This window comes from Variovorax sp. Varisp85, assembly GCF_047304045.1.
GTDB lineage: Bacteria > Pseudomonadota > Gammaproteobacteria > Burkholderiales > Burkholderiaceae_C > Variovorax.
Map to the genome: position 1 here is coordinate 57,977 of NZ_JBGLYN010000002.1, position 25,052 is coordinate 83,028.

Sequence of the window (25,052 nt, forward strand, 5' to 3'; positions counted from 1 at the left end):
CGTGGCGCCAAAGCTGCGCGAGTGGGTTGAACAGACTGTTCAGCACGTTTCTTGAGCGTTACATTCCATGGAACTATCAAGGGCGATATGAACGAAGATGGTCAAAAAGCACTGCCATTGCTTTACCTGTCGGTTTCGGGGAAATTCCTTATCGCGTTAATTGGTGCCACCGCGTGGATGGGATTTTCAATATGGGCTGCGGAGGCGTGGCTGGCCGATTTGAAGAATTACCTCGGTGCCGTGCTGGCCATTTTCCTGGTATATGGAATTGCCATTATTCCGGGCTTCATGAATGCCTTCATGGCCATAAGCCTGCTGCTCGACAAGAGGCCGACGCATTCCCCGCTGTCTGTCTATCCCCCGATTTCAATTCTGGTGGCCGCTTACAACGAGGAAGCCTCCATTGAGGAGACGCTTGCCAGCATCGGGCGCCAGAATTATCCCGGCGAACTGCAGGTTCTCGTGATCAATGACGGATCCACGGACAACACTTCTCTTGTCGTTCAGCGAATCAAGGATCAGTACCCCTGGCTCACCTTCGTTGATCTGAAAAAAAACGGAGGCAAAGCCCGGGCCTTGAATATCGGATTCAAGGAAGTCTTGCATGACCTGGTTGTTACCGTGGATGCCGACTCTTTTCTGTACCGAGGAGCGCTCGCCAGTATTGTCGAGCGTTACCGGGCCGATCCACCCAATACCCGGGCCGTCGCAGGAAAGATCCTGGTCCGGAACTCGAGGCAAAATTGGATTACCCGCTGCCAGGAATGGGACTATTTTCACGGTATCGCAGCAATCAAGCGGGTGCAATCGCTGTTCCAAGGCACATTGGTTGCGCAGGGTGCGTTTTCCATTTACGACCGGGCCGCGCTGATCGAGGTTGGAGGGTGGCCTGAGTGCGTGGGAGAGGACATCGTGCTGACGTGGGCCCTGCTGAAAGCCGGGTACCGGGTGGGTCACTGTGAGGATGCGTGCTTGTTTACCAATGTGCCCAGCACCGTCAGGCAGTTGGTCAAGCAGCGCCAGCGATGGGCACGCGGCATGACCGAGGCCTTTGTCAAGCACCCGGGAATCCTCTTCAAACCCAGGTTGTCGACATTTTTCATTTATTGGAACCTGGTATTTCCATGGCTGGATCTGGCATACACCATCGGATTCATTCCAGGAATCATATTCGCGCTTTTCGGTTATTACTGGATTGTGGGCGTAATGACGCTCGCGCTGATACCGGCGGCATTCGCGTTGAGTCTTCTGATGTTTTCGATCGAACGCAGAATGTTCAAGAAAACGGGCTTGGTCGTGCGAAAAAATATCCAGGGCTTCTTCGTTTATGTGCTCTTGTACAGCCTGCTGCTGCAGCCCGCCAGTATTCTCGGATATCTGGATGAGCTGTTCAGAAAGCCCAAGGCCTGGGGGACGAAATGATGGGGGCATTGAGATATTCCATTGCCGTCCTCTCTGGGGCCGTGGTGCTGGCTGGACCCTGTAAAGCCGACGAAGAAAAAGGCAAGGAAAAACCAAGCGACATGGCTTTTGGCACGGAATTTTTCCTGACCAGCGACAGCGACAATTTTCAATCGAGGAGGGTGTCGGCCGAATTCTTCCCCGCTTTCGAGAATGCCGATCGCTACCTGGGTTTTCGTCTCTCCGACTACCAATACAAGCAAAATAGCTGGCAAAGGGCCGGAAAGAAGATTTCATTTCTAGCCCGTTCGATCGAATCCAGGACTGGCGATGGAGGGGCCCTGGAGGCCGGCCTGTTTCAGCAGGGAGGACACACGCTGCTGACACTGGACGGCAGTTACCGCATGTCACCCACGAAGAGTACCGCGGTGGAGTTTCTCGTAACCCGCGACTGGGTGGAAACTCCGAAGTCCCTGGACCGCGGGATCGATTTTTCGTTTGTCGGGGTTGCCGTGGACCAGGGGCTGGGAAGCCATTTGACCCTGGTCGGACTGCTGGGGCAGCAATATTTTTCGGACGGCAACCGACGGGACCATGCCCGCCTGCGGCTGATCTATCAGCCGTCACTCGATCTGGGGCTGACCTTGCAGGCGCGCTATCGAACGTACCGAAGCACCCGTGAGGACGTGGACAGAGCCTATTTCAATCCGAAGAGCTACAGCGAGTCGATGCTGGCGATCGGCTGGCGGCACCGCTTCCAGGGATGGACGGCTTCCCTGACGGCGGGGCTTGGCAATGAGACGATCAATCACGATTTGAATCAACCAACGAGATTGTTCGACCTGAGCCTTCAAAGTCCGGTCAGGGGCTCGCAGGTATTTCGTTTTGGCGCGGGCTACAGCCGCAGCACTACCTTTTCGGGGCCCAGCTACCACTACCGATACCTGCGCGGCGAATGGGTGGTCCTTTTTTGAGCGCAAGGCCCGCACCCGAAGTGAACACTGCCGACGGCATACAGGGACACCATCACGCAGAAACGAAAATGCGGACAGCCACTTGAGTGACTGTCCGCATTGCGTTTTCTATGGTCGGGGCGAAAGGATTCGAACCTTCGACCCTCTGGTCCCAAACCAGATGCGCTACCAGGCTGCGCTACACCCCGACAAGCCTTTGATTCTAGCCCGGATATTGGCTCTTCTCGGACTTCTCAGCGTTTCTCGTACTGCGTCTTGCCAAAAAGAATCTCGCGCTCCTTGTCGCCGGTGATCGGCTGGCGCAGGTCGGCCAGCACTTTCACGCCGCGCTGCACGGCGGGCCGCGCAGCGATGCCGTCGAACCAGGCCTTCAGGTGCGGAAAGTCAGTGAGGGTGATGCCCTGGTTCTCCCAGCTGCGAAGCCATGGAAAGATTGCAATGTCGGCAATCGAATAGCTCTTGCCGGCAATGAACCTGTTTTTCGACAACTGCTTGTCGATCACGCCGTACAGGCGCTTGGCTTCGTTGCTGTACCGGTCGATGGCATAGGCGATCTTCTCGGGTGCGTACAGGCGGAAGTGGTGCGCCTGGCCGAGCATGGGGCCGACGCCGCCCATCTGGAACATGAGCCACTGCAGCACGTCGTAGCGTTCGCGATCGCCGGTAGGCAGAAACTTGCCGGTCTTGCCCGCAAGGTAGACGAGGATGGCGCCCGATTCGAAGAGCGAGATGGGCTTGCCATCGGGACCGTCGGGGTCGGTGATGGCGGGGATCTTGTTGTTCGGGCTGATCTGCAGGAACTCGGGCGCGAACTGATCTCCCTTGCCGATGTTCACGGGGTGCGCGTGGTACGGCAGGCCGCATTCCTCGAGCATGACGTGAACCTTGTGGCCGTTCGGCGTGGGCCAGGAATAGACCTCGATGGGTGATGCGGGCATATCTACTTGCACTCCGTGATGTGATGCGAGCCCGGCAGCATATACGCGGCCTTTCGAACGCGTGCGGGGCGCAAGTGTTTGGCCTGGCTTGGCGGATGGATGCGCGCCTCAAGCCACGGCCGAGGCCTGCGACAGGTGCTGATGGATCAGCGCGACCGCGGCCGCGCCTTCGCCGATGGCGCCGCCCACGCGCTTGACCGAACCCGATCGCACGTCGCCCACGGCGAATACGCCCGGCACGCTCGATTCGAGCGCCGCGGCCGGCCGCGCCGGAAAGCCGCTGCTCGCGGCGGCGCCGGTGAGCACGAAGCCGTGCTTGTCGACGGCCACCCCGCAGCCTTCGAGCCACGAGGCTTCGGGCTCGGCGCCAACGAACAGGAAGATGTTGCGCGCCGGGCAGTCATGTTCGGCGCCGCTGGTGTGACAGCGCCAGGTCGCTCCGGTCAGGCCTTCGTCGGAGTCGCCGTGCAGGCGCACGAGCTCGGTGTGAGGCTGCAGCGAGATGTTGGGTGTGGCCTCGATGCGATCGATCAGGTAGCGCGACATGCTGGCGGCCAGCGACGGGCCGCGCACGAGCACGTTGACCTTGGCCGCGTGGCGCGACAGGAACACCGCCGCCTGTCCCGCCGAGTTGCCGCCGCCCACCAGCGCCACCTCTTGCTGCGCGCAGATCTTCGCCTCGATGGCCGAGGCCCAGTACCAGATGCCGCGGCCTTCGAATTCGGCGAGACGCGGTACTTCGGGACGCCGGTAGCGCGCGCCGCTGGCAATGACGACGGTGCGCGCATGGATCGTGCGGCCATCGGCCAGCGCAACGGCCAGGCTGTCGAGGGCGTTGTCGCGCGAACAGTCGAGCGACACCACCTTGGCTGGAATCAGCATCTCGACGCCGAACTTCTGCGCCTGCACGAAAGCCCGGCCCGCCAGCGCTTGCCCCGAGATGCCGGTCGGGAAGCCCAGGTAGTTCTCGATGCGCGCGCTCGCGCCCGCCTGGCCGCCGAAGGCGCGGCAGTCGAGCACGATGACGCGCAGGCCTTCGGAGGCCGCATAGACGGCGGTGGCGAGCCCTGCCGGCCCGGCACCGACGACGGCCACGTCGAACAGCTCGTTGCGCTCGGCGGTGTCGACCATGCCCAGGCAGCGCGCGAGCGCGTCGTCAGCCGGGTTGACCAGCACCGAGCCGTCGGGGCACACGGCCAGCAGCTTGCTGGCGCCGTATTGCGCAAGCAGCGCGGCGGCGTCGGGGTCTTCGGCGGCGTCGACCAGGTGATATGGATAGCCGTTGCGGCGAAGAAAGTTCTCCAGCCGTGCCATGTCGGGCGACTGCGGCTGGCCGATCAGCACCGGGCCGCTGGCGCCGGACTCGATCAGCGCCACGCGCCGCAGGATCAGCGCGCGTGTGATGCGCTCGCCCAGGTCGGCTTCGGCCACGAGCAACGCGCGCAACTGCGCGGGGGAGACGAGCAGCGCCTCGACGTCTTCGTCGGCATGGCCATCGACCAGGGCGGGGCGGCCGCTCAACTGGCCGACTTCGGCCAGGAATTCGCCCGGCCCCTGCCGCACGATGGGCACGACGTGGCCGAGGCCGTCGCGCTGCGTGACGGCTACCACGCCCTTGAGCAGCACGAACATGCCGGGACCGGTTTCCCCGGCGGTGAAGAGCCGGCTGCCGCGCGCAAACTGCTGCACGGTGCCGAAGCGCGCAATGCGCGCAATCTCGGTGTCACTGAGGACAGGAAAAGTCTGGTGAAGGCGGTTGCTGTCGGTGCCGTTTGCGTCGAGGGCCATGTGGGGAAACTCCATGTCGCGAATCGACTGCATTAAACGACGAAGCGGCGCGGCGCAACACCGTCATGCGGCTGCAATCTTCCTGACACGCGCGCTTCATGGCAGGTGCGGAGACTCCCTCGGCAGAAAGGGTTCCCCATGAAAGAACTGCCCAACCCGACGTTTCCGCTTTCACAGATCGGGCTGCGCGCGGCCTTGTGGCCCGCTCCCGCAACCGGTGTGCCCGCCGTTGCCCGCGCGTCGGTGCCCCAGGCGCCTGCTGTCATCCTGCCGCCGGTTGCCGATACCAAGCAAGGCATCAGCGTGGGCTGGGCCCGTCACCTGGACGACGTGCGAGCTGCCCAGCGCCTGCGCTACGACGTGTTCGTCGGCGAAATGGGCGCCCGGGTCTCCTCGCCGCTGGCCGGCCACGACATCGACCTGTTCGACGATTTCTGCGAACACCTGCTGGTGCGCGACGAGCTGACGCAGCAGGTCATCGGTACTTACCGCGTGCTCACGCCGGCTCAGGCCCGCCGCGTCGGCAGCACCTACAGCGACACCGAGTTCGACCTCACCCGGCTGCGCGACCTGCGCGAGCGCATGGTCGAGCTGGGCCGCAGCTGCGTGCATCCCGACCACCGCCAGGGTGGCGTGATCCTCGCGCTGTGGGGCGCACTGGCTGGCTTCATGCATCGCAACAAGCTCGACACGATGATCGGCTGCGCGAGCATTCCGATGTCACACAACGGTGTCACGAACGGCGACGCGGCGGCCAGCATCTGGCGCCAGGTGTCGGCCAAGCACATGGCGCCGATCCAGTATCAGGTGCAGCCCCGCCTGCCGCTGCCGGTCGAGCGGCTCGACAGCACGCTCGACGTGGAGCCGCCGGCGCTCATCAAGGGCTACCTGCGCCTGGGCGCCAAGGTGCTCGGCGCGCCGGCCTGGGACCCGGACTTCAACGCGGCCGACCTGCCGATGCTGATGCGCATCGACGATTTGCCGGCGCGCTACCGCAAGCATTTCCTGGGCGCATGAAGCCGGCGGCTGCCCCGTCCCACAACGGGCACAAGACGGCGGCGGTGGCGTCACGAGAATGTCATGAGAGCGTCACAAATGACATCGACACTGTCATATTTCCGCCTACGTGTGCTCCCGTGCCGCTTGCTCCAGAATCAGTGCCCATGTCACTCGCCCCCGCAGACCGGTCGCCAGCCGTCGCGGCGCCCACGTTCACGCTGCTCGACCGCGACCACAGCATCCTGTCATTCAATGAAAGGGTGCTCGACTGGGCCCATCGGCCCGAGGTGCCGCTGATCGAGCGGCTGCGCTACCTTTGCATCGTGTCTTCCAACCTCGATGAGTTCTTCGAGGTTCGCGCCGCGCCGCACCTGATCGCGGGCAGCGCCGGCGACCGCAAGGGCGTCTACACCGTCGAGTCGTTCGAGCGGCTGGCCGAAGCGGCACACAAGCTCGTGGCGCGCCAGTACGCGCTGTACAACGACGAGTTGATGCCGACCTTTGCCACGCACGGCATCCACATCATTTCGCACGGCGAGCGCAATCCGGCGCAGCGAAAGTGGGTCGGCGAATACTTCGAACGCGAGGTGCGCCCGCTGCTGATCCCGGTCGGGCTCGACCCGGCGCATCCGTTTCCGCAGGTGGCCAACAAGTCGCTCAACTTCATCGTGCGGCTGGGTGGCAAGGACGCGTTCGGGCGCGAGAACCCGATCCAGATTGTGAAGGTGCCTCGCGTGCTGCCGCGCCTGATCAAGATGCCGGCCAAGGTGTCGGACGGCAAGACGCTCTTCGTGGCGCTGTCGAGCGTGGTGCGTGCGCACCTTGCCAGCATGTTCCCGGGGCGGGAGGTGGGCGATTTTTCGCAGTTCCGCGTCACTCGGCATTCCGACCTGGCAGTGGACGAGGAAGACGTGAAGAACCTGCGCACCGCCTTGCGCCAGGGGCTGCAGCATCGCCACTACGGGCAGGCCGTGCGACTGGAGGTGTCGGCGAGCTGCGCCGAGTCGCTCGCGAGCTTTCTGCTGGCGCAGTTCAACCTGCCGCTGCAGTCCCTGTACCGCGTGCACGGGCCGGTCAACCTGGCACGGCTCACGCAATTGGCCGACTTGCTCGAGGAGCCGCAGTTGCGGTTTCCGCCATACCCGGCGTCGTACCCGGTCACGCTGTCGCCGGCGCAGTCGTTCTTCGAGCGACTGCAGCGCGGCGACGTCCTGATCCACCAGCCCTTCGAGAGCTTCGAGGGTGTGCTTGCGTTCCTTCGCGAAGCGGTGCTCGATCCGCATGTGTTGGCGATCAAGCAGACCATCTATCGCACGGGTACCGATTCCGAACTGATGGACCTGTTGCGCGAAGCGGTGCGCCGCGGCAAGGAAGTCACGGTGGTGGTGGAGCTGAAGGCACGCTTCGACGAAGAGGCCAACATCAACTGGGCCGAGATGCTCGAGTCGATCGGCGCGCAGGTGGTGTACGGCGTGGTCGGCCTGAAGACCCACGCCAAGATGCTGCTGGTGACGCGGCGCGAGGGCAAGCAGATGCGCCGCTACGGCCATCTGTCCACGGGCAACTACAACCCGCGCACGGCCAGGCTCTACACCGACATCAGCCACCTCACGGCCGACCCGCTGCTGACGGCCGACATGGAAGCGGTGTTCGTGCACATGGCCAGCCAGAGCCGGCTGCCCAGACTCAACCGCATGTGGCTGGCGCCGTTCGACCTGCACAAGAACATCACGGCGCAGATCGATGCGCTGGGCATGGCCGCTGCGGCGGGCCACCCCACGCGCATCGTCGCCAAGATGAACGCGCTGACCGACGAGGAGATCATCGCCTCGCTGATCCGCGCGGGACAGAAGGGCGTGAAGATCGACCTGATCGTGCGCGGTGCGTGCACGCTGCCCGCGCAGGTGCCGGGGCTGACCGACAACATCCGCGTGCGCTCGGTGATCGGGCGCTTCCTGGAGCATTCGCGGGTCTTCTATTTCCGCAACGGCGAGGACGAGTCGCTGTACCTGTCGAGTGCCGACTGGATGAACCGCAACATGATGCGGCGTATCGAACTCGCTTGGCCCGTGACGGACCCCGCGCTGCGCCAGCGGCTGATCGACGAATGCCTGGTGGCCTATCTGCACGACGGGCGCGATGCCTGGGACCTGGGCGCAGACGGCATCTACGCGCGCGTCGACCACGACACGCATCCGGGCGAGGACGGCGCGGCGCGCGCCATCGAGGCTCATGGTGCGCAGGCTGCGCTCATGAACCGCTATGCTTCACGAGGGCATCTGCGCGATGCATCCACCAACTGACGCACGAAAGACCATGACCATGGACTTGATCTTCTGGCGCCACGCCGAAGCCGAGGACTGGACCGAGGGTTGCGACGACATGCAGCGCTCGCTCACCCCGCGCGGTGAGAAGCAGGCCAAGCGGATGGCCGGCTGGCTGGACCGCCAGTTGCCCGACGGCACGCGCATCATCTGCAGCCCCGCGCGGCGCTGCGAGCAGACCGCGCTGGCCCTGGGCCGCAAGTACAAGCTGCGTTCGGAACTCGCGCCCGACACCACGCCCGAGGCGCTGCTCGGTGCGGCCGGCTGGCCCAACGGCAAATCGGTGGTGCTGATGATCGGCCACCAGCCCTCGGTGGGGCAGGCCATCTCGCTCCTGCTCGGCCTCAAGCAGGACAGCTGCCCGGTGCGCAAGGGCGCGCTGTGGTGGATCCGCACGCGCGAGCGCGACGGCGACGTGCAGACCGTCGTCGTCACGGTGCAGTCGCCCGAGCTCATCTAGGCGCCCCCGGCCTGCCGCTTCCGGGCAGGCGCTTTGTCATGGTTGCAGACCGGGTGGGGCGGGGCGCTTGTCTCCCTGGAAAAGGGGCGCACCGCTCATGTGCGCAAGCGGCGCAATTTCTACAGTGACTCCACGGCAGTCCGCTTGGCCCCGATGAGGGGAAAGGCCATTGCCAGTCGGCCACCTCACTGGGGAACACGCATGAAACTGCTCAACCTCTCGCCAAGAAGCTTCACGAACCTGCTGCGGGAAAGCGCAGGCATGTCGTTGAAAATGCTGACTCCCTTGCTTGTTGCCGCAGCCCTTGTGTCAGGGTGCGCGACGGACAAACCCCTGCCTGCGCTGCAGGTCAGCCGCGATGCCGCCCGGTCGGTGGCGAAGGTCGAAATCATCTACAACCAGGAGGACGAACTGATCGTCGTGGATGGCGGTGGTTCGGGGCTGACGAGCTTTGCCGGGTTCCTGGGGCCTATCGGCGCGCTGCTGGCACTTGGCATCGACACCAACAGCCGGATGACGACGGCCGACCGCACGGACCGGCGCAGCAAGGAGTTCACGGCTGCGGTGAGGAACAGCGGTGTGCCCATGGGGCTCAACAGCTATTTCGCAGAGCGGCTGGCGGCGCGCCTGCGGGACGGCGGCCGCGAGGTGAAGCTGACGCCTTTCATGCGCGCGACTGGAAAGCTCCCCGAGATGCAGGTGCCGGAACTCCAGCCGACCCCCGGCTACAGCACGTTGATCCTGCGGATCACGACTGCCTATGGGGCATCCGATGCGACTTCGAGCTTCAAACCCATCGTGGCGGTCGAGCAGTTGCTGAGAGACGAGCATCAGGCTGTCCTCTACCAGGCAAGCCATACCTCCGATTTGAGTCAGCCGACCTACTTCCGGTATGACGGCCTGCTCAATGACCCCGCGGTTGCCCGGGAAGGGCTGAGGCAAGGGCTTGCCCAGGTCGTTCAGCCTGCCTATGCCGGCATGTTCGGGGACGACAAGCCTCGCATGGCCCATGTGGCAGCCGGTCGGACGGTTGGCCCCGATCCCAAGTAAAGCGGCTCAGGCCCCGCTGAGTTCCACGCGCCAGGTGCTGGTCTTCTGCCAGGCCTGCACTTCCTCGCGCAGGAGGTGTGCGGACTGCGGATAGGCCTCGGCCCAGTCGGGCGCGCAGGCAATCGTGAAAGCCCTGGCGCCCAATGCCGCGAGATGCAGCGCGAGCGGATCGGGATCGCGGCGTGCATGGCACAGGATGATCGCGAGCCGAAGCGACAGCAGCTGCATGACGAAGGTCTCGTCGTCCAGCGCGATTTCGAGCTTGCGCAGCTTGCCGCGCTGGCCAAGCACCAGCTGGCCGAGCGCGTGCATCTCGTTCACCGCGAAGCCGGGCGCGTCGGTGTTGTCGAGGATGTAGGCGCCGTGCTTGTGATAGTCGCTGTGCGAGACCAGTGTGCCGATCTCGTGCAGCTGCGCCGCCCAGCCCAGTTTGCGCAATGCGCGGCCGGCGCGGCTCGACGTGCTGCCGCCACGCGCGGCGGGGGAGAGCTGCACGAACAGCGACGCGGCCGTTTCGCCCACGCGCTTGGCCTGGGCCGCATCGACCGAAAATCGGCTGGCCAGACGGGCCACGGTGGCCGTGCGCATGTCGGCCACGCTCTCGTCGCGTTCCAGCAACTCGTAGAGCACGCCGTGGCGCAATGCACCCTGTGCCACCTTCATCTCCTCGATGCCGAGCAGGTCGAACACCGCGCGCAGCACGCTCACGCCGCCGCCGATCACGGCCTTGCGATCCTCGCGCATGCCGTCGATGCGCAGCTTGTCGGCGCTGCCGGCCTTGAGCAAGCGGTCGAGCAGCCAGTCGAGGCCTTCGCGGGTGACCAGGCCCGATTCGGCGCCCGCGGCAGCGAGCACGTCGCCGACCGCGCCGATGGTGCCCGAGGCGCCGTAGGCCACGTCCCACTGGTCGCGGGTGTAGCTGCCGAGCGCATCGTCGAGCACGGCCTTGGCGGCCACTTCGGCGGCGCGGAAGGCTGCGGGCGTGAACTGGCCCTCGGCGAAGTGCTTCATCGACCAGGCGACGCTGCCGACGCGGTACGACTCGACCAGTTCGGCCTCGAGCGCGTGGCCGATGATCATTTCAGTGGAGCGCCCGCCGATGTCGACCACCAGCCGGCGCTCGCGCTCGGATGCGTCGGTGTGCGGGAGCATGTGCGCCACGCCCTGATAGATGAGGCGGGCCTCTTCCCGGCCCGGGATCACGTCGATGCCGAAGCCCAGGATGGTGCGTGCACGCAGCAGGAACTCTTCGCGGTTGCGTGCTTCGCGCAGCGTTTGCGTGGCTACGGCTCGCACCTGCGAGCGCTTGAAGCCGGCCAGCCGCTCGCCGAAGCGAGCGAGGGCGTCCCAGCCGCGCTGCATGGCTTCGGTGGTGAGGTTGCGCGCGCTGTCCAGTCCGTTGCCCTGGCGCACGGTCTCCTTGAGGTATTCGGTGCGGTGGATCTGGCCGTGATCGACCTGTCCGATTTCGAGCCTGAAGCTGTTCGAGCCCAGGTCGACTGCTGCGAGGCGGGTGCCGTTTTGCATGTGGTTCCGAGAAGAAGGCGGGTGTCTTGTTGTGTTTGATCGTAGCGCCGTGACAGAGCGCGCAGCCTCCAGATTCGCGCGACAGCGAGGTTCGCAAGGCTAGGCGCGGACCATGACGGTTGCGTGACAGCGTCACATGGATCGCGGGGGAAACGAAGGCATTTTCCCTCGACAGAGAGGTGTCACACCGATGTCACACAAGCTTTCTAGAGTCCGTTCAAGCCCAAAAAAGGGACTACTTCTTACTTCTAAAGGAAGCTTCATGAAAACGACGTTCAAATTTGCAACAGCCGGCCTGGTGGCCGCGGTGTTCTCCATTTCCGCCTTCGCCCAGGACGTGACCGGCGCTGGCGCCAGCTTCCCGGCACCGCTGTACGCCAAGTGGGCGTCCGACTTCAACAAGGCCACCGGCGTCAAGATCAACTACCAGTCGGTCGGCTCGGGCGCCGGCATCAAGCAGATCGAAGCCAAGACCGTCGATTTCGGCGCTTCGGACGCTCCCCTGAAGGACGACGAACTGCAGGCCAAGGGCCTGATGCAGTTCCCCACCGTCATCGGCGGCGTGATCCCCGTGGTCAACATTCCCGGCATCAAGCCCGGTGAGCTGAAGCTCAACGGCCAGGTCTTGGGCGACATCTACCTCGGCAAGGTCACCAAGTGGAACGACCCCGCCATCAAGGCGCTGAACGGTTCGCTGAACCTGCCCGACGCCGCCATCGCCCCGGTTCGCCGCGCCGACGGCTCGGGCACCAGCTTCCTGTTCACCAACTACCTGAGCAAGGTCAATGCCGAGTGGAAGAGCAAGGTCGGCGAAGGCACGGCCGTGAACTGGCCCACCGGCGCGGGCGGCAAGGGCAATGAAGGCGTCGCAGCCTTCGTGAACCGCCTGCCCAACTCGATCGGCTACGTCGAGTACGCCTACGTCAAGCAGAACAAGATGACGTACGCCCAACTGCAGAACGCCGCCGGCACCTTCGTGTCGCCCGACGACTCGGCCTTCAAGGCCGCCGCCGCCGGCGCCGACTGGAACAAGAGCTTCTATCAGGTGCTGACCAACCAGGCCGGCAAGGATGCATGGCCCATCACCGGTGCCACCTTCATCCTGATGCACAAGGTGCAGGACAAGCCCGCCAACGCCACTACCGTGCTCAAGTTCTTCGACTGGGCCTACAAGAGCGGCGACAAGACGGCCGACGACCTCGACTACGTGCCGATGCCCGACGCCGTGAAGGCGACCATCGCCAAGGCATGGGGTGAAGTGAAGGATGCGTCGGGCAAGGCCGTCGCGTTCAAGTAATCCACCCATCAGTCCAGAAGAACGGCGTGTCCATGAGCAAACCCTCGCTCCAGGACGCGCCGCTCTCGTCTTTGCCGGAGCGACCTGTGTCATCCACCTTTCCCGCCGCTGCCACCTCCCTCGACCTTGCGGCCGAGCGCGGTCGTGCCACCGCCCCTCCGCCGCCCGTGAAGGCAGCGCGCTCCGGCCCGATGGCCGACCGGCTGTTCGGCTGGGCCGCCAAGGGCGCCGCGTTGCTGACGCTCGCGATGCTCATCGGCATCCTGCTGTCGCTGATCGCCGGCGCCTGGCCCGCCATTTCGAAGTACGGCCTCGGCTTCCTCACGAGCAGCGTGTGGGACCCGGTCAAGGACGAGTACGGCGGCCTGGTCATGATCTACGGCACGCTGGCCACCTCGATCATCGCGCTGGTGATCGCGGTGCCCGTGAGCTTCGGCATTGCGCTCTTCCTCACCGAACTTTCGCCCAGCTGGCTCAAGCGCCCGCTGGGCACGGCCATCGAACTGCTGGCGGCGGTGCCCTCCATCGTGTACGGCATGTGGGGCCTGCTGGTGTTCGGGCCGATCCTTTCCACCTGGGTGCAGCAGCCGCTGCAGAAGCTGCTGGGCGGCGTGCCTTACCTCGGCACACTGGTCTCCGGCCCGCCGGTGGGCATCGGCATTCTGTCGGCCGGCATCATCCTGGCGATCATGATCATTCCGTTCATCGCCTCGGTGATGCGCGACGTGTTCGAGGTCACGCCGCCGCTGCTGAAGGAGTCGGCCTACGGTCTCGGCTCGACCACTTGGGAAGTCGTCTCCAAGGTGGTGCTGCCCTACACCAAGGCCGGCGTCATCGGCGGCATCATGCTCGGCCTGGGCCGGGCGCTGGGTGAAACGATGGCGGTCACGTTCGTGATCGGCAACATGAACCAACTCAACTCGCTGTCGGTGTTCGAGGCTGCGAACAGCATCACCTCGGCACTCGCCAACGAATTCGCCGAAGCCGGCGCGGGCCTGCACCAGGCTGCTCTGATGTACCTCGGCCTCGTGCTGTTCTTCATTACCTTCGTCGTGCTGTCGCTCTCCAAGATGCTGCTGGCCAAGATGAAGAAGAGCGAAGGAACCAAATCGTGAGTACCGCTCAAAACCTCTTGAACGCCAAGGCGCTTGCCGAAACGCGACAGGCCCGGTTCGCTTCGCGCAACCGCGTCAACAAGATCGCGCTCACGCTGTCGCTCGCTGCGATGGCTTTCGGTGTGTTCTGGCTGGTGTGGATCCTCTGGGAAACGCTGCGCCAGGGCGTGGGCGGCCTGGCCATCGCCACCTTCACCGAGATGACGCCGCCGCCGAACGAGGTGGGCGGCATCGCGAACGCGATCTTCGGTTCGTTCGTGATGGTGGCGCTGGCCACCTTCGTGGGCACGCCCATCGGCATCATGGCCGGAATCTACCTGGCCGAGTACAACCCCAAGGGCTGGCTCGCATCCGTCACGCGCTTCGTCAACGACATCCTGCTGTCGGCGCCGTCGATCGTGATCGGCCTGTTCGTCTATGCCGTGGTGGTGGCCTATTTCAAGACCTTCTCGGGCCTGGCCGGTGCGCTGGCGCTTGCGCTGATCGTGATCCCGGTGGTCATCCGCACCACCGAGAACATGCTGCAGCTGGTGCCGCCGGGCCTGCGCGAAGCGGCCTACGCGCTGGGAACGCCGAAGTGGAAGGTCATCCTGAGCATCACGCTGCGCGCTGCACGCGCCGGTGTGGTCACGGGCGTGCTGCTTGCTGTGGCGCGCATCGCGGGCGAAACCGCGCCGCTGCTCTTCACCGCTCTGAACAACCAGTTCTGGACCGCCGACGTGAGCCAGCCGATGGCCAGCCTGCCGGTCACGATCTTCAAGTTCGCGATGAGCCCGTACGAGAACTGGCAACAGCTGGCATGGGCCGGCGTGTTCCTGATCACGATTGCCGTGCTCGCCCTCAACATCCTGGCGCGGGTCCTGACGCGCACCAAACACTGAATCCAGAAGAAGACAACATGCCAAACACCGTCGCACAACAACCGTCGCGCTCGAAGATCTCGGTCAAGGACCTGAACTTCTACTACGGCAAGTTCCACGCGCTCAAGGGCATCAACCTCGAGATTCCCGAGAACAAGGTCACCGCTTTCATCGGCCCTTCGGGCTGCGGCAAGTCGACTCTGCTGCGGACCTTCAACCGCATGTTCGAGCTCTATCCGGAGCAGCGTGCCGAAGGCACCATCGCCCTGGACGGCGAGAACCTGCTTACCTCCAAGCAGGACGTGGCGCTGATCCGCGCCAAGGTCGGCATGGTGTTCCAGAAGCCCACGCCGTTCCCGATGTCGATCTACGACAACATCGCCTTCGGCGTGAAGCTGTTCGAGAATCTCTCGGCCAGCGAAATGGACGACCGCGTCGAGTGGGCCCTGAAGAAGGCCGCCCTGTGGACCGAAGTGCGCGACAAGCTGCAGCAAAGCGGCTCGGGCCTCTCGGGCGGCCAGCAGCAGCGCCTGTGCATTGCGCGCGGCATCGCGATCAAGCCCGAAGTGCTGCTGCTCGACGAACCGTGCTCCGCGCTCGACCCGATTTCCACCGCGAAGATCGAGGAACTGATCGCCGAGCTGAAGAATGAATACACAGTGGTCATCGTGACGCATAACATGCAGCAGGCCGCCCGCTGCAGCGACTACACCGCCTACATGTACCTCGGCGACCTGATCGAATTCGGTGCGACGGAACAGATGTTCTTCAAGCCGCAGCGCAAGGAAACCGAGGACTACATCACCGGCCGTTTCGGCTAAGGAGACACCATGACCGAGAAACACCTTTCCAGCCAGTTCGACAGCGAACTCAACGGCGTCTCGTCGCGCGTGATGGAACTCGGCGGCATGGTCGAGTCACAGATTCACCAGGCTGTGTACGCGCTGCTGCAGTTCGACACCGAAGCCGCCGACCGCGTGATGGAGACCGAGCACCGCGTCAATGCGATGGAAATCGACATCGACCGCGAGCTGTCGTCCATCATCGCGCGCCGCCAGCCGACCGCCCGCGACCTGCGCCTGCTGATCGCCATCAGCAAGACCACCGCCAACCTCGAGCGCGTGGGCGACGAGGCCAACAAGATCGCGCGCATGGTCAAGTCGATCATCGAGAGCGGGGCGGCCCGCCAGCTGCCGACGACCGAGCTGCGCATCGCGGCCGACCTGGCCTCGGGCCTGCTGCGCACCGCGCTGGACGCCTTCGCGCGCCTGGACACGGCCGCGGCACTGTCGATCCTGAAGGACGACGACCTGATCGACAAGGAGTTCGACGGTTTCGTGCGCAAGCTGGTCACCTACATGATGGAAGACCCGCGCACCATCTCCGCCAGCCTGGACCTGTTGTTCCTGGCCAAGGCCATCGAACGCATCGGCGACCACGCCAAGAACATTGCCGAGTTCATCATCTACATCGTCAAGGGCGCCGATGTGCGGCACACTTCGATGCAGGAAATCGAGTCCGCGCTTCAATGACAAACCCCCAGGCTTGCCCACTTCGTGTGGCCGCCAATCCCCTTGCAGGGGGCAACGCCAGCGGCCCGGCAAAGCCGGTTCCGCGGCGTTCGCTGGAAGGGACCGGGGCGACCATCAAGTGAGCAGATAACATGAAGAAACCCCGAGTCCTGATCGTCGAGGACGAGTCCTCGATCGCCGAGCTGATCGCCGTCAACCTGCGCCACAACGGCTTCGAGCCGATCTGGTCTGAAGACGGTGCGGCAGCACAACGCGAGATCGACGCCTTCCTGCCGGACCTGATCCTGCTCGACTGGATGCTGCCGGGCCAGAGCGGCCTGCAACTCGCGCGCCAGTGGCGCAAGGACCCGCGCACCAAGGCCATCCCGATCCTGATGCTGACCGCGCGCGGCGACGAGCCCGACAAGGTGGCCGGCCTCGATGCCGGTGCCGACGACTACATCACCAAGCCTTTCTCCACCCAGGAGATGCTGGCCCGCATCCGTGCGGTGCTGCGTCGCCGGGCGCCGGAAGTGGTGACCGAGCGGGTCGAGATCGGCGAGCTGGCGCTCGACACCTCCACCCACCGCGTGACCTGGCAGGGCGGCGCGCTGAAGGTCGGGCCGACCGAGTTCAAGCTGCTGGCCTACCTGATGCAGCATGCCGAGCGCGTGCACAGCCGCGCGCAGCTGCTCGACAAGGTGTGGGGCGACCACGTCTACATCGAGGAGCGCACGGTCGACGTGCACGTCAAGCGCCTGCGCGAATCGCTGGGTGCGGCGGCGCCGATGGTCGAAACCGTCCGCGGAGCGGGCTACCGGCTGACCGCCCAAGTCACGGTTTGACCGCAGTGGCGTCCCTTGGCCGCGGGCGCGGATAATCGCCCGCCATGCCTTTTCGCATAGCTACTTTTTTAATAGCGTCCCTTGCAATAGGAGCGGGCGCTGTCGCGATTTTTGGCTGGAAGTTCGGATGGCTGGGCGCGTGGCTGGGCGCGGTGCTCTGGCTGGCGCTCGATGCCTGGCGCGCCGAGCGGCTGATGCGGGTGCTGCGCAACGACGCGGCGGGCCTGCCGACGAGGGGAGCGGGCGTGTGGGGCGAGCTGTCGGAGCGCATCCGCAAGCTGCTGCGCGACCGTGAGCAGCAGACGCGGCAAGCCGAAGAGCGGCTGCAGGAGTTCCTCGCGGCCATCCAGGCCTCACCCAATGGCGTGGTGCTGCTCGACGAGCAGGGCCGCATCGAATGGTGCAACCAGACGGCCGCCAGCCAGTTCGGCATCGATGCCGAGCGCGACCTTGCGCAGCATCTGGCGAACCTCGTGCGCGATCCGGCCTTCGTCGCCTACCTTGCATCGTGGAACTACAGCCGCGACGTGGTCATCGACGCCTCCGGACCCGGCCACTCGCATCAGCGCCCCCACCTGGTGCGGCTGTCGGTGCAGGTGCATCCCTATGCCGGCAACCGCCGCATGCTTCTGACGCGCGACATCACGGCGCTGGAGCAGGCCGAGGCGATGCGGCGTGATTTCGTGGCGAACGTGTCGCACGAAATCCGCACGCCGCTGACGGTGCTGGCGGGCTTCGTCGAGACGCTACAGAACCTGCCGCTCGACGCGGACGAACGCATGCGCTACCTGTCGCTGATGGGGCAGCAGTCGCACCGCATGGAAACGCTGGTGAACGACCTGCTGACGCTGTCGCGGCTGGAAGGCAGCGCGGCGCCTTCGGGCAATCAGTGGATCCGCATTCGTGCGCTGCTCGCACAGTGCGAAGACGAGGGCCGCGGGCTGTCGGGCCGTGTGGCGCCGCAGGGACACCGGCTGTCGTTCACCATCGAAGCCGAGTCCGAAGTGTCGGGCGCACCGACCGAGCTGCAGAGCGCGATGTCGAACCTGCTGAGCAATGCCATCCGCTACACGCCAGGCGGCGGCGAGGTGGCGGTGAGCTGGCGGGTGCTGCCTGACGGGCGTGGCGAATACGCAGTGAAAGACACGGGTCCCGGCATTGCCGCCGAGCACATTCCCCGGCTGACCGAGCGCTTCTACCGCATCGACCGCAGCCGTTCGCGCGAGACGGGCGGCACGGGGCTGGGGCTGGCCATCGTCAAGCACATTGCCCAGCGGCACGGCACCGAGCTGCGCATCGAAAGCACGGTGGGCAAGGGTTCGCGCTTTGCGCTGGTGTTTCCCGCAGTGCGCGTGCGGGAAGCGCGCGTGCTGGCCAGGTAGCAGGCAGCTCTTGTCAAGCGCGCTGGCGCATCGTCCAACGCAGCAGCGCGCCGAACAGCAGGGCCGTCAGCGCCAGCGCGAAGGCGCTCATGATCCAGAACGCCAGCGGCGATTGCATGGCCGCCCAGGGGCCAAGTCCGCGGTACGCCAGCAGGTAGCTTCCGCCGAGGCCCAGTCCCCACAGCATCGCGCAATAGATCACCAGCGGCGCCAGCGTGACCCGGTAGCACCGCAGCACGAACACGCAGAAGGTCTGCACCGCATCGGCGAAGTGATACATGGCCACCGCCAGCAACAGTGCGCCGGCCATCGCGATCACAGCGGGGTTGTCTGAATACACGTTGGCGAGCTCGTAGCGCAGCGCAGCCATGGCGGCGGCGTAGAACAAAGCGCACAGCGCGGTCAGCTCGAAGCCCAGGCGACAGGCGTGCCGGGCCCTGGCCGCATCCCCGGCACCGAGCCAGAAGCTCACGCGCGCGCTGGTCGCGATGGCCAGCGACAGCGGGGTCATGTAGGCCACGGCCAGCAGGTTCGACGCGATCTGGTGCGCCGCCGCGGCCGCCGTGCCAAGGCGGGCGATGAACAAGGCCATCAGCGTGAACGAGGTCACTTCGACCAGCACCGCCAAGCCGCCTGGCACGCCGAGCCGCGCGAACTTGCGGATCTGCTGCCAGTCGGGCGCCTCGATGCGCTTCCAGAGCCCGTAGTCGCGATAAAACGCGCGGTTGCGCAACAGCCAGATGGCGCAGCCCAGCATCGCCCAGTTCACGCACAGCGTGGCCCAGCCGCAGCCCACGAGGCCCATGGCCGGCAGGCCCGCGCCACCGAAGGTGAACCAGATCGACAGCGGCAGCTTCACGGCCAGCGAACCGAGTTGCAGCCATGTCACGAGCTGGGGCTTGCCCAGGCTCTGGTTGAGCGTGCTGAACAGGCGAAAGAGCAGGGCCGGCGCCAGCGCAAAGGCCAGCACCGCCAGATAGGCCTCGACTTCGCCGCGCATTGCAGCCGGCACCTGGGTCCACCGCAGCGCCGCGTCGGGCAGCAGCAGGATCGCCATGCCGGCCACGATGGCAATGGCGGCCAGGTAGAGCGATTGCCGCACCGAGCGGCCCACCTCGCCGGCGCGGCCGCCGCCATGCAGTTCGGCCCAGACCGGCAGCAGTGCCTGCAGGACGCCCATCAGCGAGACGTACACGCTGACGAAGATGGCGGCGCCGACCGACAGGGCGGCCAGTGCTTGTTCGGAGTAGCGCCCGGCGATGATGGTGTCGGCCACGCCGAAAGCCATCACGGCCAGCTGCCCGGCGAGCACGGTGCCCGCGTGCCGCGCGATCAGGGCCCGTTCGCCGCCCCTCACTGTGGCGTGATCTTCTGGTAGAGCAGGAGGTCGTCGGCCGCGCTGCTGGGTCGGCGCAGCGTGCCGGCAAAGCGCCACTGGTCGAAGGGAATGATGGTGTGCAGGCGCTCGATGGTCTCTGGGCTCGCCAGCAACCATGGGCAATCGGTGCCCAGCAGCAGCGGTTGCACGTTGAAGTTGCCGTGGTGGCGCAGGGCCGCGATGTGCGGGCGGCTGAGCGCGAGTTCCGCGATGCAGCGCGGCTGGCCGACGCGTTCAGCCACGGCCCGCACCTGCGGCACGTAGCTGCGCGCGTAGTCGATGGGCGGCAGCCACAGCGTCATCAGCAGCATCCAGCACAGCGCCGTACCGCCGGCCGGCAGCACCAGCGTCTTCCAGAGCGCGGCACGGTGCCGCCCCGTGCGCCAGCGCACCAGCCAGCACCAGGCAATGGTCGCGGCCGCCGCGAGAGCCACGGCAATGGGAGAGAACTCGGGCACGAAGCCGGGCACCAGCCGCGCCACGCTGGCGGCGGGCTTGGGCGGCACGCCGGTCTGCATGGCGACCCAGTAGATCCAGCCGAGCACGGCCAAGCCGCTGAAGAACAGCACGTTGAACCAGTCGATCAGCGCCGCTGCGCTGCGCCTGAAGGTGGGCAGGGCGAAGGCGGCCAGCGTGGCGAACGCGGGCAGCGCCAGCAGCAGCGAGCGGTCGGAGTAGTCGGTGGTCCAGGTGGCCGCCAGCGGCACCAGCGCGAACCAGAAGGGCAGCGCGACGTGGCGTGCCGTGAGCTGCCGCCGCCAGCGCCAGAGCGTCCAGATGGCAAGCGGCCAGACCGGCCAAGTGAACCACAGCAGCAGCTTGGCCTGGCTGCGTGCGTCGCCGAGCAGCGAACCGCCGAGCACGGTGATCTTCCATGTCGGCAGCTTCAGCCCGAACACGAGCACCGCCGCCAGCGCGGTAATGCCAGTCATCGCGAGGAGGGCGCCTCGCGTGTAGCCGGGGCCGTTGTCTTCGTCGTTGATGTTCTCGCGCTCGGACTGCATGGCGAGCCGGCGCTCGTAGGCGATGTACAGCACGCTGCCGACGGCCAGCGCGAGCCCCACGGTGGGCGCACCGCTCAGCGTGATGCCGATGGTGCCCACCGTCAGTGCGATCAACGGGCCCGCACGGCGATAGGGCAGTGCGGCCACGCCGTAGAACAGGTGCGAGGCAAAGAACAGCTGTGCCAGCGCGGGCGTGGTCTCGTGGCCAAGCTGGGCGAGGCCGAGGCAGGCGATCAGTGCCAGCAGGCCGCCGTCGGCAATCGCGCGTGCGTAGTCGGTCGGCCGTGCCTCCCCGCCGAAGGCGAAGGCCACGGGCTGGGCACGCGCCGTGCGGGCCAGGTAGTACACCGCATACCAGCTGGCCGTGAAGGTGCCCCAGAGCAGGAACGCGAATGCGATTCGCACGGCCAGGTCGGGGTTCAGCCACGACGGCGCGATCTTGATCGCCAGGGCGCCGATCCAGTACGGGATCAGCGCGGGCGTTTCGGGGCGCAGGCCCAGCAGGAGAGGATCGAACCAGCGCGCGATGCCTTCGGTGCTGCGGGCCAGTTCGGCCATGTAGCCGAAGGCCGTGATGTCCGCGCTCTTCCAGGGGCCTCGGCCGACCAGGCCCGGCAGCAGGTAGGCCGCGCACAGCAGAAGCAACGCGATGCGCGGCAGCCGGCGCACGGCACTCTGGGCAACGATCGCGGGGGTGGGCTGGTTCAAGTGGCGAAAGAGGCGGAATTCAGAAAGAAAAAGGGCAGCGCGGTAAACCGGGCTGCCCTCGACGCGAAAGCGCGTGCCTTACTTCGAAGCAGCGCCGGTGGTCTTGCCGAAACGGTTGCGGAACTTCTCGACGCGGCCGCCCATGTTGTCGACCGACTTCTGCGTGCCGGTGTAGAACGGGTGCGATTCGCTGGTGGTGTCGAGCTTGAACAGGGGGAGCTCGCGACCGTCGTCGGTCTTGCCCATTTCCTTGGTGTTCGCGCACGAACGGGTCACGAACTTGAAGCCGTTCGACATGTCGACGAACAGGATTTCGCGGTAATTCGGGTGGATGCCTTCTTTTGCCATGGTTTTTCCTTTTGCGCTGTTGGAATCAATGCGCGGTCGATGCGAGAGCCACCAGCGTGCCAATGGTCTGGCGCGCCGCCCTGGGAAATCCAGGAGGCCGGGCGAAGCTGCCCAGCCGCACTTTTCGCGGAGCCCATGATTATCGCATACTGCCCTATTTTCGAGCAAACGGAACCCTTCCATGACCTCCGCACCTTTGCGCGCCGGCCTCGTCGGCTACGGTTTTGCCGGCCAGACCTTCCATGCGCCGGTGCTTTCGGCCGTTCCGGGGCTCGAACTGGCCGCAGTGGTGAGTTCGCAGCCGCACAAAGTGCACGCCGACTGGCCCGGTGTGCCCGTGGTGCCCGACGTGGCGGCGCTGGTGGCCCGCGCCGACATCGACCTGGTCGTGGTCGCGACGCCCAATGCACAGCACCATCCGGTCGCCAAGGCAGCGCTGGAGGCCGGCAAGCACGTGGTGGTGGACAAGCCTTTCACGCTCGATGTGGCTGAGGCGCGGGAGCTCGAGGCGTTGTCCAAACGCAACAACCTTGTCTTGGCGGTGTATCAGAACCGGCGTTTCGATGCCGATTTCCTGACCCTCAAGGATGTCCTGGCGTCCGGCGAATTGGGCCGGCCGGTGTACCTGGAGTCGCATTTCGACCGCTTCCGGCCCGAGGTGAAGGCGCGCTGGCGCGAGCAGGCCGTGCCGGGGTCGGGCCTGTGGGTGGACCTGGGCGCCCATCTGGTCGATCAGGCGGTGCAGCTTTTCGGCCGGCCCGACACGATCCAGCTCGACACCGCCGTGCTGCGCGACGGTGCTGTGGTCGAAGACTACTTTCATGCCGTGCTGCGCTACGAGCTGGGGCCGCATGCGCCGCTGCGCGTGGTGCTGCATTCGACGACGCTCGCCGCCCATGCGGCGCCGCGCTACATCGTGCACGGCACGCGTGGCAGCTACGTCAAGCACGGCGTCGATACCCAGGAGGATGCGCTGCGCGCCGGGCAGCGGCCGCCGGCCGTGGGGTGGGGCGCCGATCCGCTCGATGGCGAGCTCACGCTGATCGGCAGCGATGGGGCGCCGCACTTTCGCGCCTTGCCGACGCGGCCAGGCAACTACGTCGACTACTACGCTGCGGTCCGCGACGCGATCCTCGGCCACGGCCCGAACCCCGTGCCGCCCGAGCAGGCCGTCGCGCTGATGGAGTTGCTCGACATCGGCCGCCAGAGCACCGTCGAAGGCCGCGCCATCCGCATCGAGCGCCCATGAAAAAAGCGCGTCGGCCCTTGAGGGCCAACGCGCTTTTGCGGAAGAGCGTGGTGCTCAGCCGCCGCGACGCATCATGTCGAAGAACTCGACATTGGTCTTGGTCGCCTTCATGTTCTTGAGCATCAGCTCCATCGACTCGATCTCGTCCATGTTGTACATGAGCTGACGCAGGATGCGGGTCTTCTGGAGGATCTCGGGTGCCAGCAGCAATTCTTCGCGGCGCGTGCCGCTGCGGTTGAGCTGGATCGAGGGGAACACGCGCTTTTCGTACAGGCGGCGGTCGAGGTGGATTTCGGAGTTGCCGGTGCCCTTGAACTCTTCGAAGATCACTTCGTCCATGCGGCTGCCGGTATCGATCAGCGCGGTGCCGATGATGGTCAGCGAGCCGCCTTCTTCCACGTTGCGCGCGGCGCCCAGGAAGCGCTTGGGGCGCTGCAGCGCGTTGGAGTCGACGCCGCCCGTCAGCACCTTGCCCGACGAGGGCACGACGTTGTTGTAGGCGCGGGCGAGGCGGGTGATCGAGTCGAGCAGGATCACCACGTCCTTCTTCAGTTCGACCAGGCGCTTGGCGCGCTCGATCACCATTTCGGCGACGTGCACGTGGCGCGCTGCGGGCTCGTCGAAGGTCGAAGCAATGACTTCGCCCTTCACCGTGCGCTGCATTTCGGTCACTTCTTCAGGGCGCTCGTCGACGAGCAGCACCATCATGTGGACGTCGGGGTAGTTGGCGCTGATCGCGTGGGCGATGTGCTGCATCATCACCGTCTTGCCGCTCTTGGGCGGCGCCACGAGCAGGGCGCGCTGGCCCTTGCCGATGGGAGCGATGATGTCGATGATGCGGCCCGTGATGTTCTCGTCGCCCTTGATGCCGTCGCGCTCGAGCTTCATCTGCTCCTTGGGGAACAGCGGCGTCAGGTTTTCGAACATCACCTTGTGCTTGTTCTGCTCGGGCGGACCGTCGTTGACCTTGTCGAGCTTGGTCAGCGCGAAATAGCGCTCGCCGTCCTTGGGCGTGCGCACCTCGCCTTCGATCATGTCGCCGGTGTGCAGGTTGAAGCGGCGCACCTGGCTCGGCGAGATGTAGATGTCGTCCGTGCTGGCCGTGAAGCTGGTGTCGGGGCTGCGCAGGAAGCCGAAGCCGTCGGGCAGTATTTCGAGCACGCCGTCGGCGAAGACCTGTTCGCCGGCCTTGGCGCGCTTCTTGATGATCGCGAACATCAACTCCTGCTTGCGCATGCGGCCGACGTTTTCGATCTCAAGCGCTTCGGCTTGCTTGAGGACTTCAGACACGTGGAGTGCCTTGAGTTCGTTTAAGTGCATGGAATGACCCCTCGCGGGGTAATCGAACGGAAAACGGGGGGAGGTTGGGTGTGAAGCGAGAGGTGCCTCACCAACCGGGGAACTCGAACCGGTTGCCTGGATAAAGGGCCGGTGATCTGTGGGAGATTATGACAGGAAAAACGCGCCGGCCAACGCATTGCGCGCTGGCCGGTGGAAATCGCTCAGGCGAGCTGCTGGTCGATGAAGGCCGTGAGTTGCGCCTTGCTCATGGCGCCGACCTTGGTGGCGGCCAACTGGCCGTCCTTGAACAGCATCAGCGTGGGGATGCCGCGAATGCCGAACTTGGCGGGAATGTCGCGGTTCTCGTCCACGTTCAGCTTGGCGATCTTCAGCTTGCCTTCGTAGGCGGCCGACACTTCGTCGAGGATCGGGGCGATCATCTTGCAGGGACCGCACCATTCGGCCCAGTAATCGACCAGCACGGGCTGGCTGGACTTGAGCACGTCGGCCTCGAAGGAGGAATCGGAGATGTGTTTGATGAGTTCGCTGGCCATGTGTGGGTCCTTGTGCGCAGAGAGTTTCGGTGCAGCTAAAGTGCTGGTCATTGTGACAG

General features: G+C 65.3%; 22 protein-coding genes and 1 tRNA gene. 14 read left to right on the top strand and 9 right to left on the bottom strand.

Annotated elements, in window-relative coordinates:
* Nucleotides 1–87 precede the first annotated feature (87 nt).
* Both ACCC97_RS01820 and ACCC97_RS01825 read left to right on the top strand, forming a co-directional pair.
* Nucleotides 88–1,422 (top strand): glycosyltransferase, encoded by a 1,335-nt coding sequence (locus tag ACCC97_RS01820; RefSeq protein ID WP_007836631.1) that lies wholly within the window; start codon nt 88–90, stop codon nt 1,420–1,422.
* On the top strand, nt 1,419–2,375 hold the full coding sequence (locus ACCC97_RS01825; RefSeq protein ID WP_007836633.1) for a hypothetical protein: 957 nt from the start codon (nt 1,419–1,421) through the stop codon (nt 2,373–2,375). Before ACCC97_RS01820 ends, ACCC97_RS01825 begins: the two co-directional genes overlap by 4 nt.
* A gap of 111 nt (nt 2,376–2,486) precedes the next feature.
* Here the strand turns inward: ACCC97_RS01825 and ACCC97_RS01830 are convergent.
* The 3 genes from ACCC97_RS01830 to ACCC97_RS01840 form a co-directional block, all read right to left on the bottom strand.
* A tRNA-Pro gene (locus ACCC97_RS01830) sits at nt 2,487–2,563 on the bottom strand.
* Between the two features lie 45 nt (nt 2,564–2,608).
* On the bottom strand, nt 2,609–3,313 hold the full coding sequence (locus tag ACCC97_RS01835) for a glutathione binding-like protein (protein ID WP_007836635.1): 705 nt from the start codon (nt 3,311–3,313) through the stop codon (nt 2,609–2,611).
* A 108-nt stretch (nt 3,314–3,421) separates the two neighbouring features.
* Entirely contained in the window at nt 3,422–5,101 is a 1,680-nt protein-coding gene (locus tag ACCC97_RS01840) for an FAD-dependent oxidoreductase (protein WP_413313109.1), read from the bottom strand.
* 138 nt (nt 5,102–5,239) lie between these two features.
* Here ACCC97_RS01840 and ACCC97_RS01845 point away from each other — a divergent pair, with 138 nt between their 5' ends.
* From ACCC97_RS01845 to ACCC97_RS01860, 4 genes are all read left to right on the top strand, one after another.
* The gene (locus ACCC97_RS01845) at nt 5,240–6,118 is read left to right on the top strand and encodes a GNAT family N-acetyltransferase (protein ID WP_413331444.1); all 879 of its coding nucleotides are present in this window, start codon (nt 5,240–5,242) and stop codon (nt 6,116–6,118) included.
* A 146-nt stretch (nt 6,119–6,264) separates the two neighbouring features.
* Entirely contained in the window at nt 6,265–8,403 is a 2,139-nt protein-coding gene (gene ppk1 / locus ACCC97_RS01850) for a polyphosphate kinase 1 (RefSeq protein ID WP_413331445.1), read from the top strand.
* Between the two features lie 19 nt (nt 8,404–8,422).
* Nucleotides 8,423–8,884 carry a SixA phosphatase family protein gene (locus ACCC97_RS01855; RefSeq protein ID WP_413313111.1) on the top strand — a complete coding sequence of 154 codons (462 nt, stop codon included), beginning with the start codon at nt 8,423–8,425 and terminating at the stop codon, nt 8,882–8,884.
* 201 nt (nt 8,885–9,085) lie between these two features.
* A complete protein-coding gene (locus ACCC97_RS01860) occupies nt 9,086–9,934 on the top strand; it encodes a hypothetical protein (RefSeq protein WP_413331446.1) in 849 nt (282 codons plus the stop codon).
* Nucleotides 9,935–9,940: 6 nt separating this feature from the next.
* On the opposite strand, the gene ACCC97_RS01865 is transcribed toward ACCC97_RS01860, so the two are convergent.
* The gene (locus ACCC97_RS01865) at nt 9,941–11,461 is read right to left on the bottom strand and encodes a Ppx/GppA phosphatase family protein (protein ID WP_007836646.1); all 1,521 of its coding nucleotides are present in this window, start codon (nt 11,459–11,461) and stop codon (nt 9,941–9,943) included.
* A gap of 262 nt (nt 11,462–11,723) precedes the next feature.
* On the opposite strand from ACCC97_RS01865, the gene pstS reads away from it, so the two are divergent.
* The 7 genes from pstS (at nt 11,724) to phoR (ending at nt 18,471) form a co-directional block, all read left to right on the top strand.
* Nucleotides 11,724–12,758, top strand: a complete 1,035-nt coding sequence (pstS, locus tag ACCC97_RS01870; protein ID WP_413331447.1) for a phosphate ABC transporter substrate-binding protein PstS — start codon at nt 11,724–11,726, stop codon at nt 12,756–12,758.
* Between the two features lie 32 nt (nt 12,759–12,790).
* Nucleotides 12,791–13,873, top strand: coding sequence for a phosphate ABC transporter permease subunit PstC (gene pstC / locus ACCC97_RS01875; RefSeq protein ID WP_007836648.1), 1,083 nt, complete (start codon nt 12,791–12,793; stop codon nt 13,871–13,873).
* Nucleotides 13,870–14,754: a phosphate ABC transporter permease PstA gene (pstA, locus tag ACCC97_RS01880; protein WP_007836649.1), complete on the top strand. Its 885-nt coding sequence runs from the start codon at nt 13,870–13,872 to the stop codon at nt 14,752–14,754. Before pstC ends, pstA begins: the two co-directional genes overlap by 4 nt.
* 17 nt (nt 14,755–14,771) lie before the next feature.
* Nucleotides 14,772–15,554, top strand: a complete 783-nt coding sequence (gene pstB / locus ACCC97_RS01885; RefSeq protein ID WP_007836650.1) for a phosphate ABC transporter ATP-binding protein PstB — start codon at nt 14,772–14,774, stop codon at nt 15,552–15,554.
* Nucleotides 15,555–15,563: 9 nt separating this feature from the next.
* Entirely contained in the window at nt 15,564–16,265 is a 702-nt protein-coding gene (phoU, locus tag ACCC97_RS01890) for a phosphate signaling complex protein PhoU (protein ID WP_007836651.1), read from the top strand.
* 131 nt (nt 16,266–16,396) lie between these two features.
* Nucleotides 16,397–17,089, top strand: a complete 693-nt coding sequence (phoB, locus tag ACCC97_RS01895; protein WP_007836652.1) for a phosphate regulon transcriptional regulator PhoB — start codon at nt 16,397–16,399, stop codon at nt 17,087–17,089.
* 44 nt (nt 17,090–17,133) lie between these two features.
* A complete protein-coding gene (gene phoR / locus ACCC97_RS01900; RefSeq protein ID WP_007836654.1) occupies nt 17,134–18,471 on the top strand; it encodes a phosphate regulon sensor histidine kinase PhoR in 1,338 nt (445 codons plus the stop codon).
* Nucleotides 18,472–18,484: 13 nt separating this feature from the next.
* Here the strand turns inward: phoR and ACCC97_RS01905 are convergent, their stop codons facing one another.
* From ACCC97_RS01905 to ACCC97_RS01915, 3 genes are all read right to left on the bottom strand, one after another.
* Complete coding sequence (locus ACCC97_RS01905; protein WP_007836656.1) at nt 18,485–19,828, bottom strand: MATE family efflux transporter; 1,344 nt, start codon at nt 19,826–19,828, stop codon at nt 18,485–18,487.
* The gene (locus ACCC97_RS01910; protein ID WP_007836658.1) at nt 19,825–21,561 is read right to left on the bottom strand and encodes a hypothetical protein; all 1,737 of its coding nucleotides are present in this window, start codon (nt 21,559–21,561) and stop codon (nt 19,825–19,827) included. The genes ACCC97_RS01905 and ACCC97_RS01910 overlap by 4 nt, the downstream gene beginning before the upstream one ends.
* A gap of 78 nt (nt 21,562–21,639) precedes the next feature.
* Complete coding sequence (locus ACCC97_RS01915) at nt 21,640–21,909, bottom strand: type B 50S ribosomal protein L31 (RefSeq protein WP_007836661.1); 270 nt, start codon at nt 21,907–21,909, stop codon at nt 21,640–21,642.
* 181 nt (nt 21,910–22,090) lie between these two features.
* Here ACCC97_RS01915 and ACCC97_RS01920 point away from each other — a divergent pair, with 181 nt between their 5' ends.
* Entirely contained in the window at nt 22,091–23,158 is a 1,068-nt protein-coding gene (locus ACCC97_RS01920) for an oxidoreductase (RefSeq protein ID WP_007836662.1), read from the top strand.
* Between the two features lie 54 nt (nt 23,159–23,212).
* Here ACCC97_RS01920 and rho read toward each other — a convergent pair whose 3' ends face one another.
* On the bottom strand, nt 23,213–24,478 hold the full coding sequence (gene rho / locus ACCC97_RS01925) for a transcription termination factor Rho (RefSeq protein ID WP_007836663.1): 1,266 nt from the start codon (nt 24,476–24,478) through the stop codon (nt 23,213–23,215).
* Nucleotides 24,479–24,660: 182 nt separating this feature from the next.
* Nucleotides 24,661–24,993, bottom strand: a complete 333-nt coding sequence (gene trxA, locus ACCC97_RS01930) for a thioredoxin TrxA (RefSeq protein WP_007836664.1) — start codon at nt 24,991–24,993, stop codon at nt 24,661–24,663.
* Between the last annotated feature and the right edge of the window lie 59 nt (nt 24,994–25,052).

Excerpts from the sequence above, each read along its gene's own strand:
- ACCC97_RS01855 (WP_413313111.1), top strand. The coding sequence starts at position 8,423 with ATGGACTTGATCTTCTGGCGCCACGCCGAAGCCGAGGACTGGACCGAG.
- ACCC97_RS01920 (WP_007836662.1), top strand. The coding sequence starts at position 22,091 with ATGACCTCCGCACCTTTGCGCGCCGGCCTCGTCGGCTACGGTTTTGCC.
- ACCC97_RS01820 (WP_007836631.1), top strand. The coding sequence starts at position 88 with ATGAACGAAGATGGTCAAAAAGCACTGCCATTGCTTTACCTGTCGGTT.
- trxA (WP_007836664.1), bottom strand. The coding sequence starts at position 24,993 with ATGGCCAGCGAACTCATCAAACACATCTCCGATTCCTCCTTCGAGGCC.
- pstC (WP_007836648.1), top strand. The coding sequence starts at position 12,791 with ATGAGCAAACCCTCGCTCCAGGACGCGCCGCTCTCGTCTTTGCCGGAG.
- ACCC97_RS01860 (WP_413331446.1), top strand. The coding sequence starts at position 9,086 with ATGAAACTGCTCAACCTCTCGCCAAGAAGCTTCACGAACCTGCTGCGG.
- rho (WP_007836663.1), bottom strand. The coding sequence starts at position 24,478 with ATGCACTTAAACGAACTCAAGGCACTCCACGTGTCTGAAGTCCTCAAG.
- phoB (WP_007836652.1), top strand. The coding sequence starts at position 16,397 with ATGAAGAAACCCCGAGTCCTGATCGTCGAGGACGAGTCCTCGATCGCC.
- pstS (WP_413331447.1), top strand. The coding sequence starts at position 11,724 with ATGAAAACGACGTTCAAATTTGCAACAGCCGGCCTGGTGGCCGCGGTG.
- phoR (WP_007836654.1), top strand. The coding sequence starts at position 17,134 with ATGCCTTTTCGCATAGCTACTTTTTTAATAGCGTCCCTTGCAATAGGA.
- ACCC97_RS01835 (WP_007836635.1), bottom strand. The coding sequence starts at position 3,313 with ATGCCCGCATCACCCATCGAGGTCTATTCCTGGCCCACGCCGAACGGC.
- pstB (WP_007836650.1), top strand. The coding sequence starts at position 14,772 with ATGCCAAACACCGTCGCACAACAACCGTCGCGCTCGAAGATCTCGGTC.
- ACCC97_RS01865 (WP_007836646.1), bottom strand. The coding sequence starts at position 11,461 with ATGCAAAACGGCACCCGCCTCGCAGCAGTCGACCTGGGCTCGAACAGC.
- ppk1 (WP_413331445.1), top strand. The coding sequence starts at position 6,265 with ATGTCACTCGCCCCCGCAGACCGGTCGCCAGCCGTCGCGGCGCCCACG.
- ACCC97_RS01825 (WP_007836633.1), top strand. The coding sequence starts at position 1,419 with ATGATGGGGGCATTGAGATATTCCATTGCCGTCCTCTCTGGGGCCGTG.
- ACCC97_RS01840 (WP_413313109.1), bottom strand. The coding sequence starts at position 5,101 with ATGGCCCTCGACGCAAACGGCACCGACAGCAACCGCCTTCACCAGACT.
- ACCC97_RS01845 (WP_413331444.1), top strand. The coding sequence starts at position 5,240 with ATGAAAGAACTGCCCAACCCGACGTTTCCGCTTTCACAGATCGGGCTG.
- phoU (WP_007836651.1), top strand. The coding sequence starts at position 15,564 with ATGACCGAGAAACACCTTTCCAGCCAGTTCGACAGCGAACTCAACGGC.
- ACCC97_RS01915 (WP_007836661.1), bottom strand. The coding sequence starts at position 21,909 with ATGGCAAAAGAAGGCATCCACCCGAATTACCGCGAAATCCTGTTCGTC.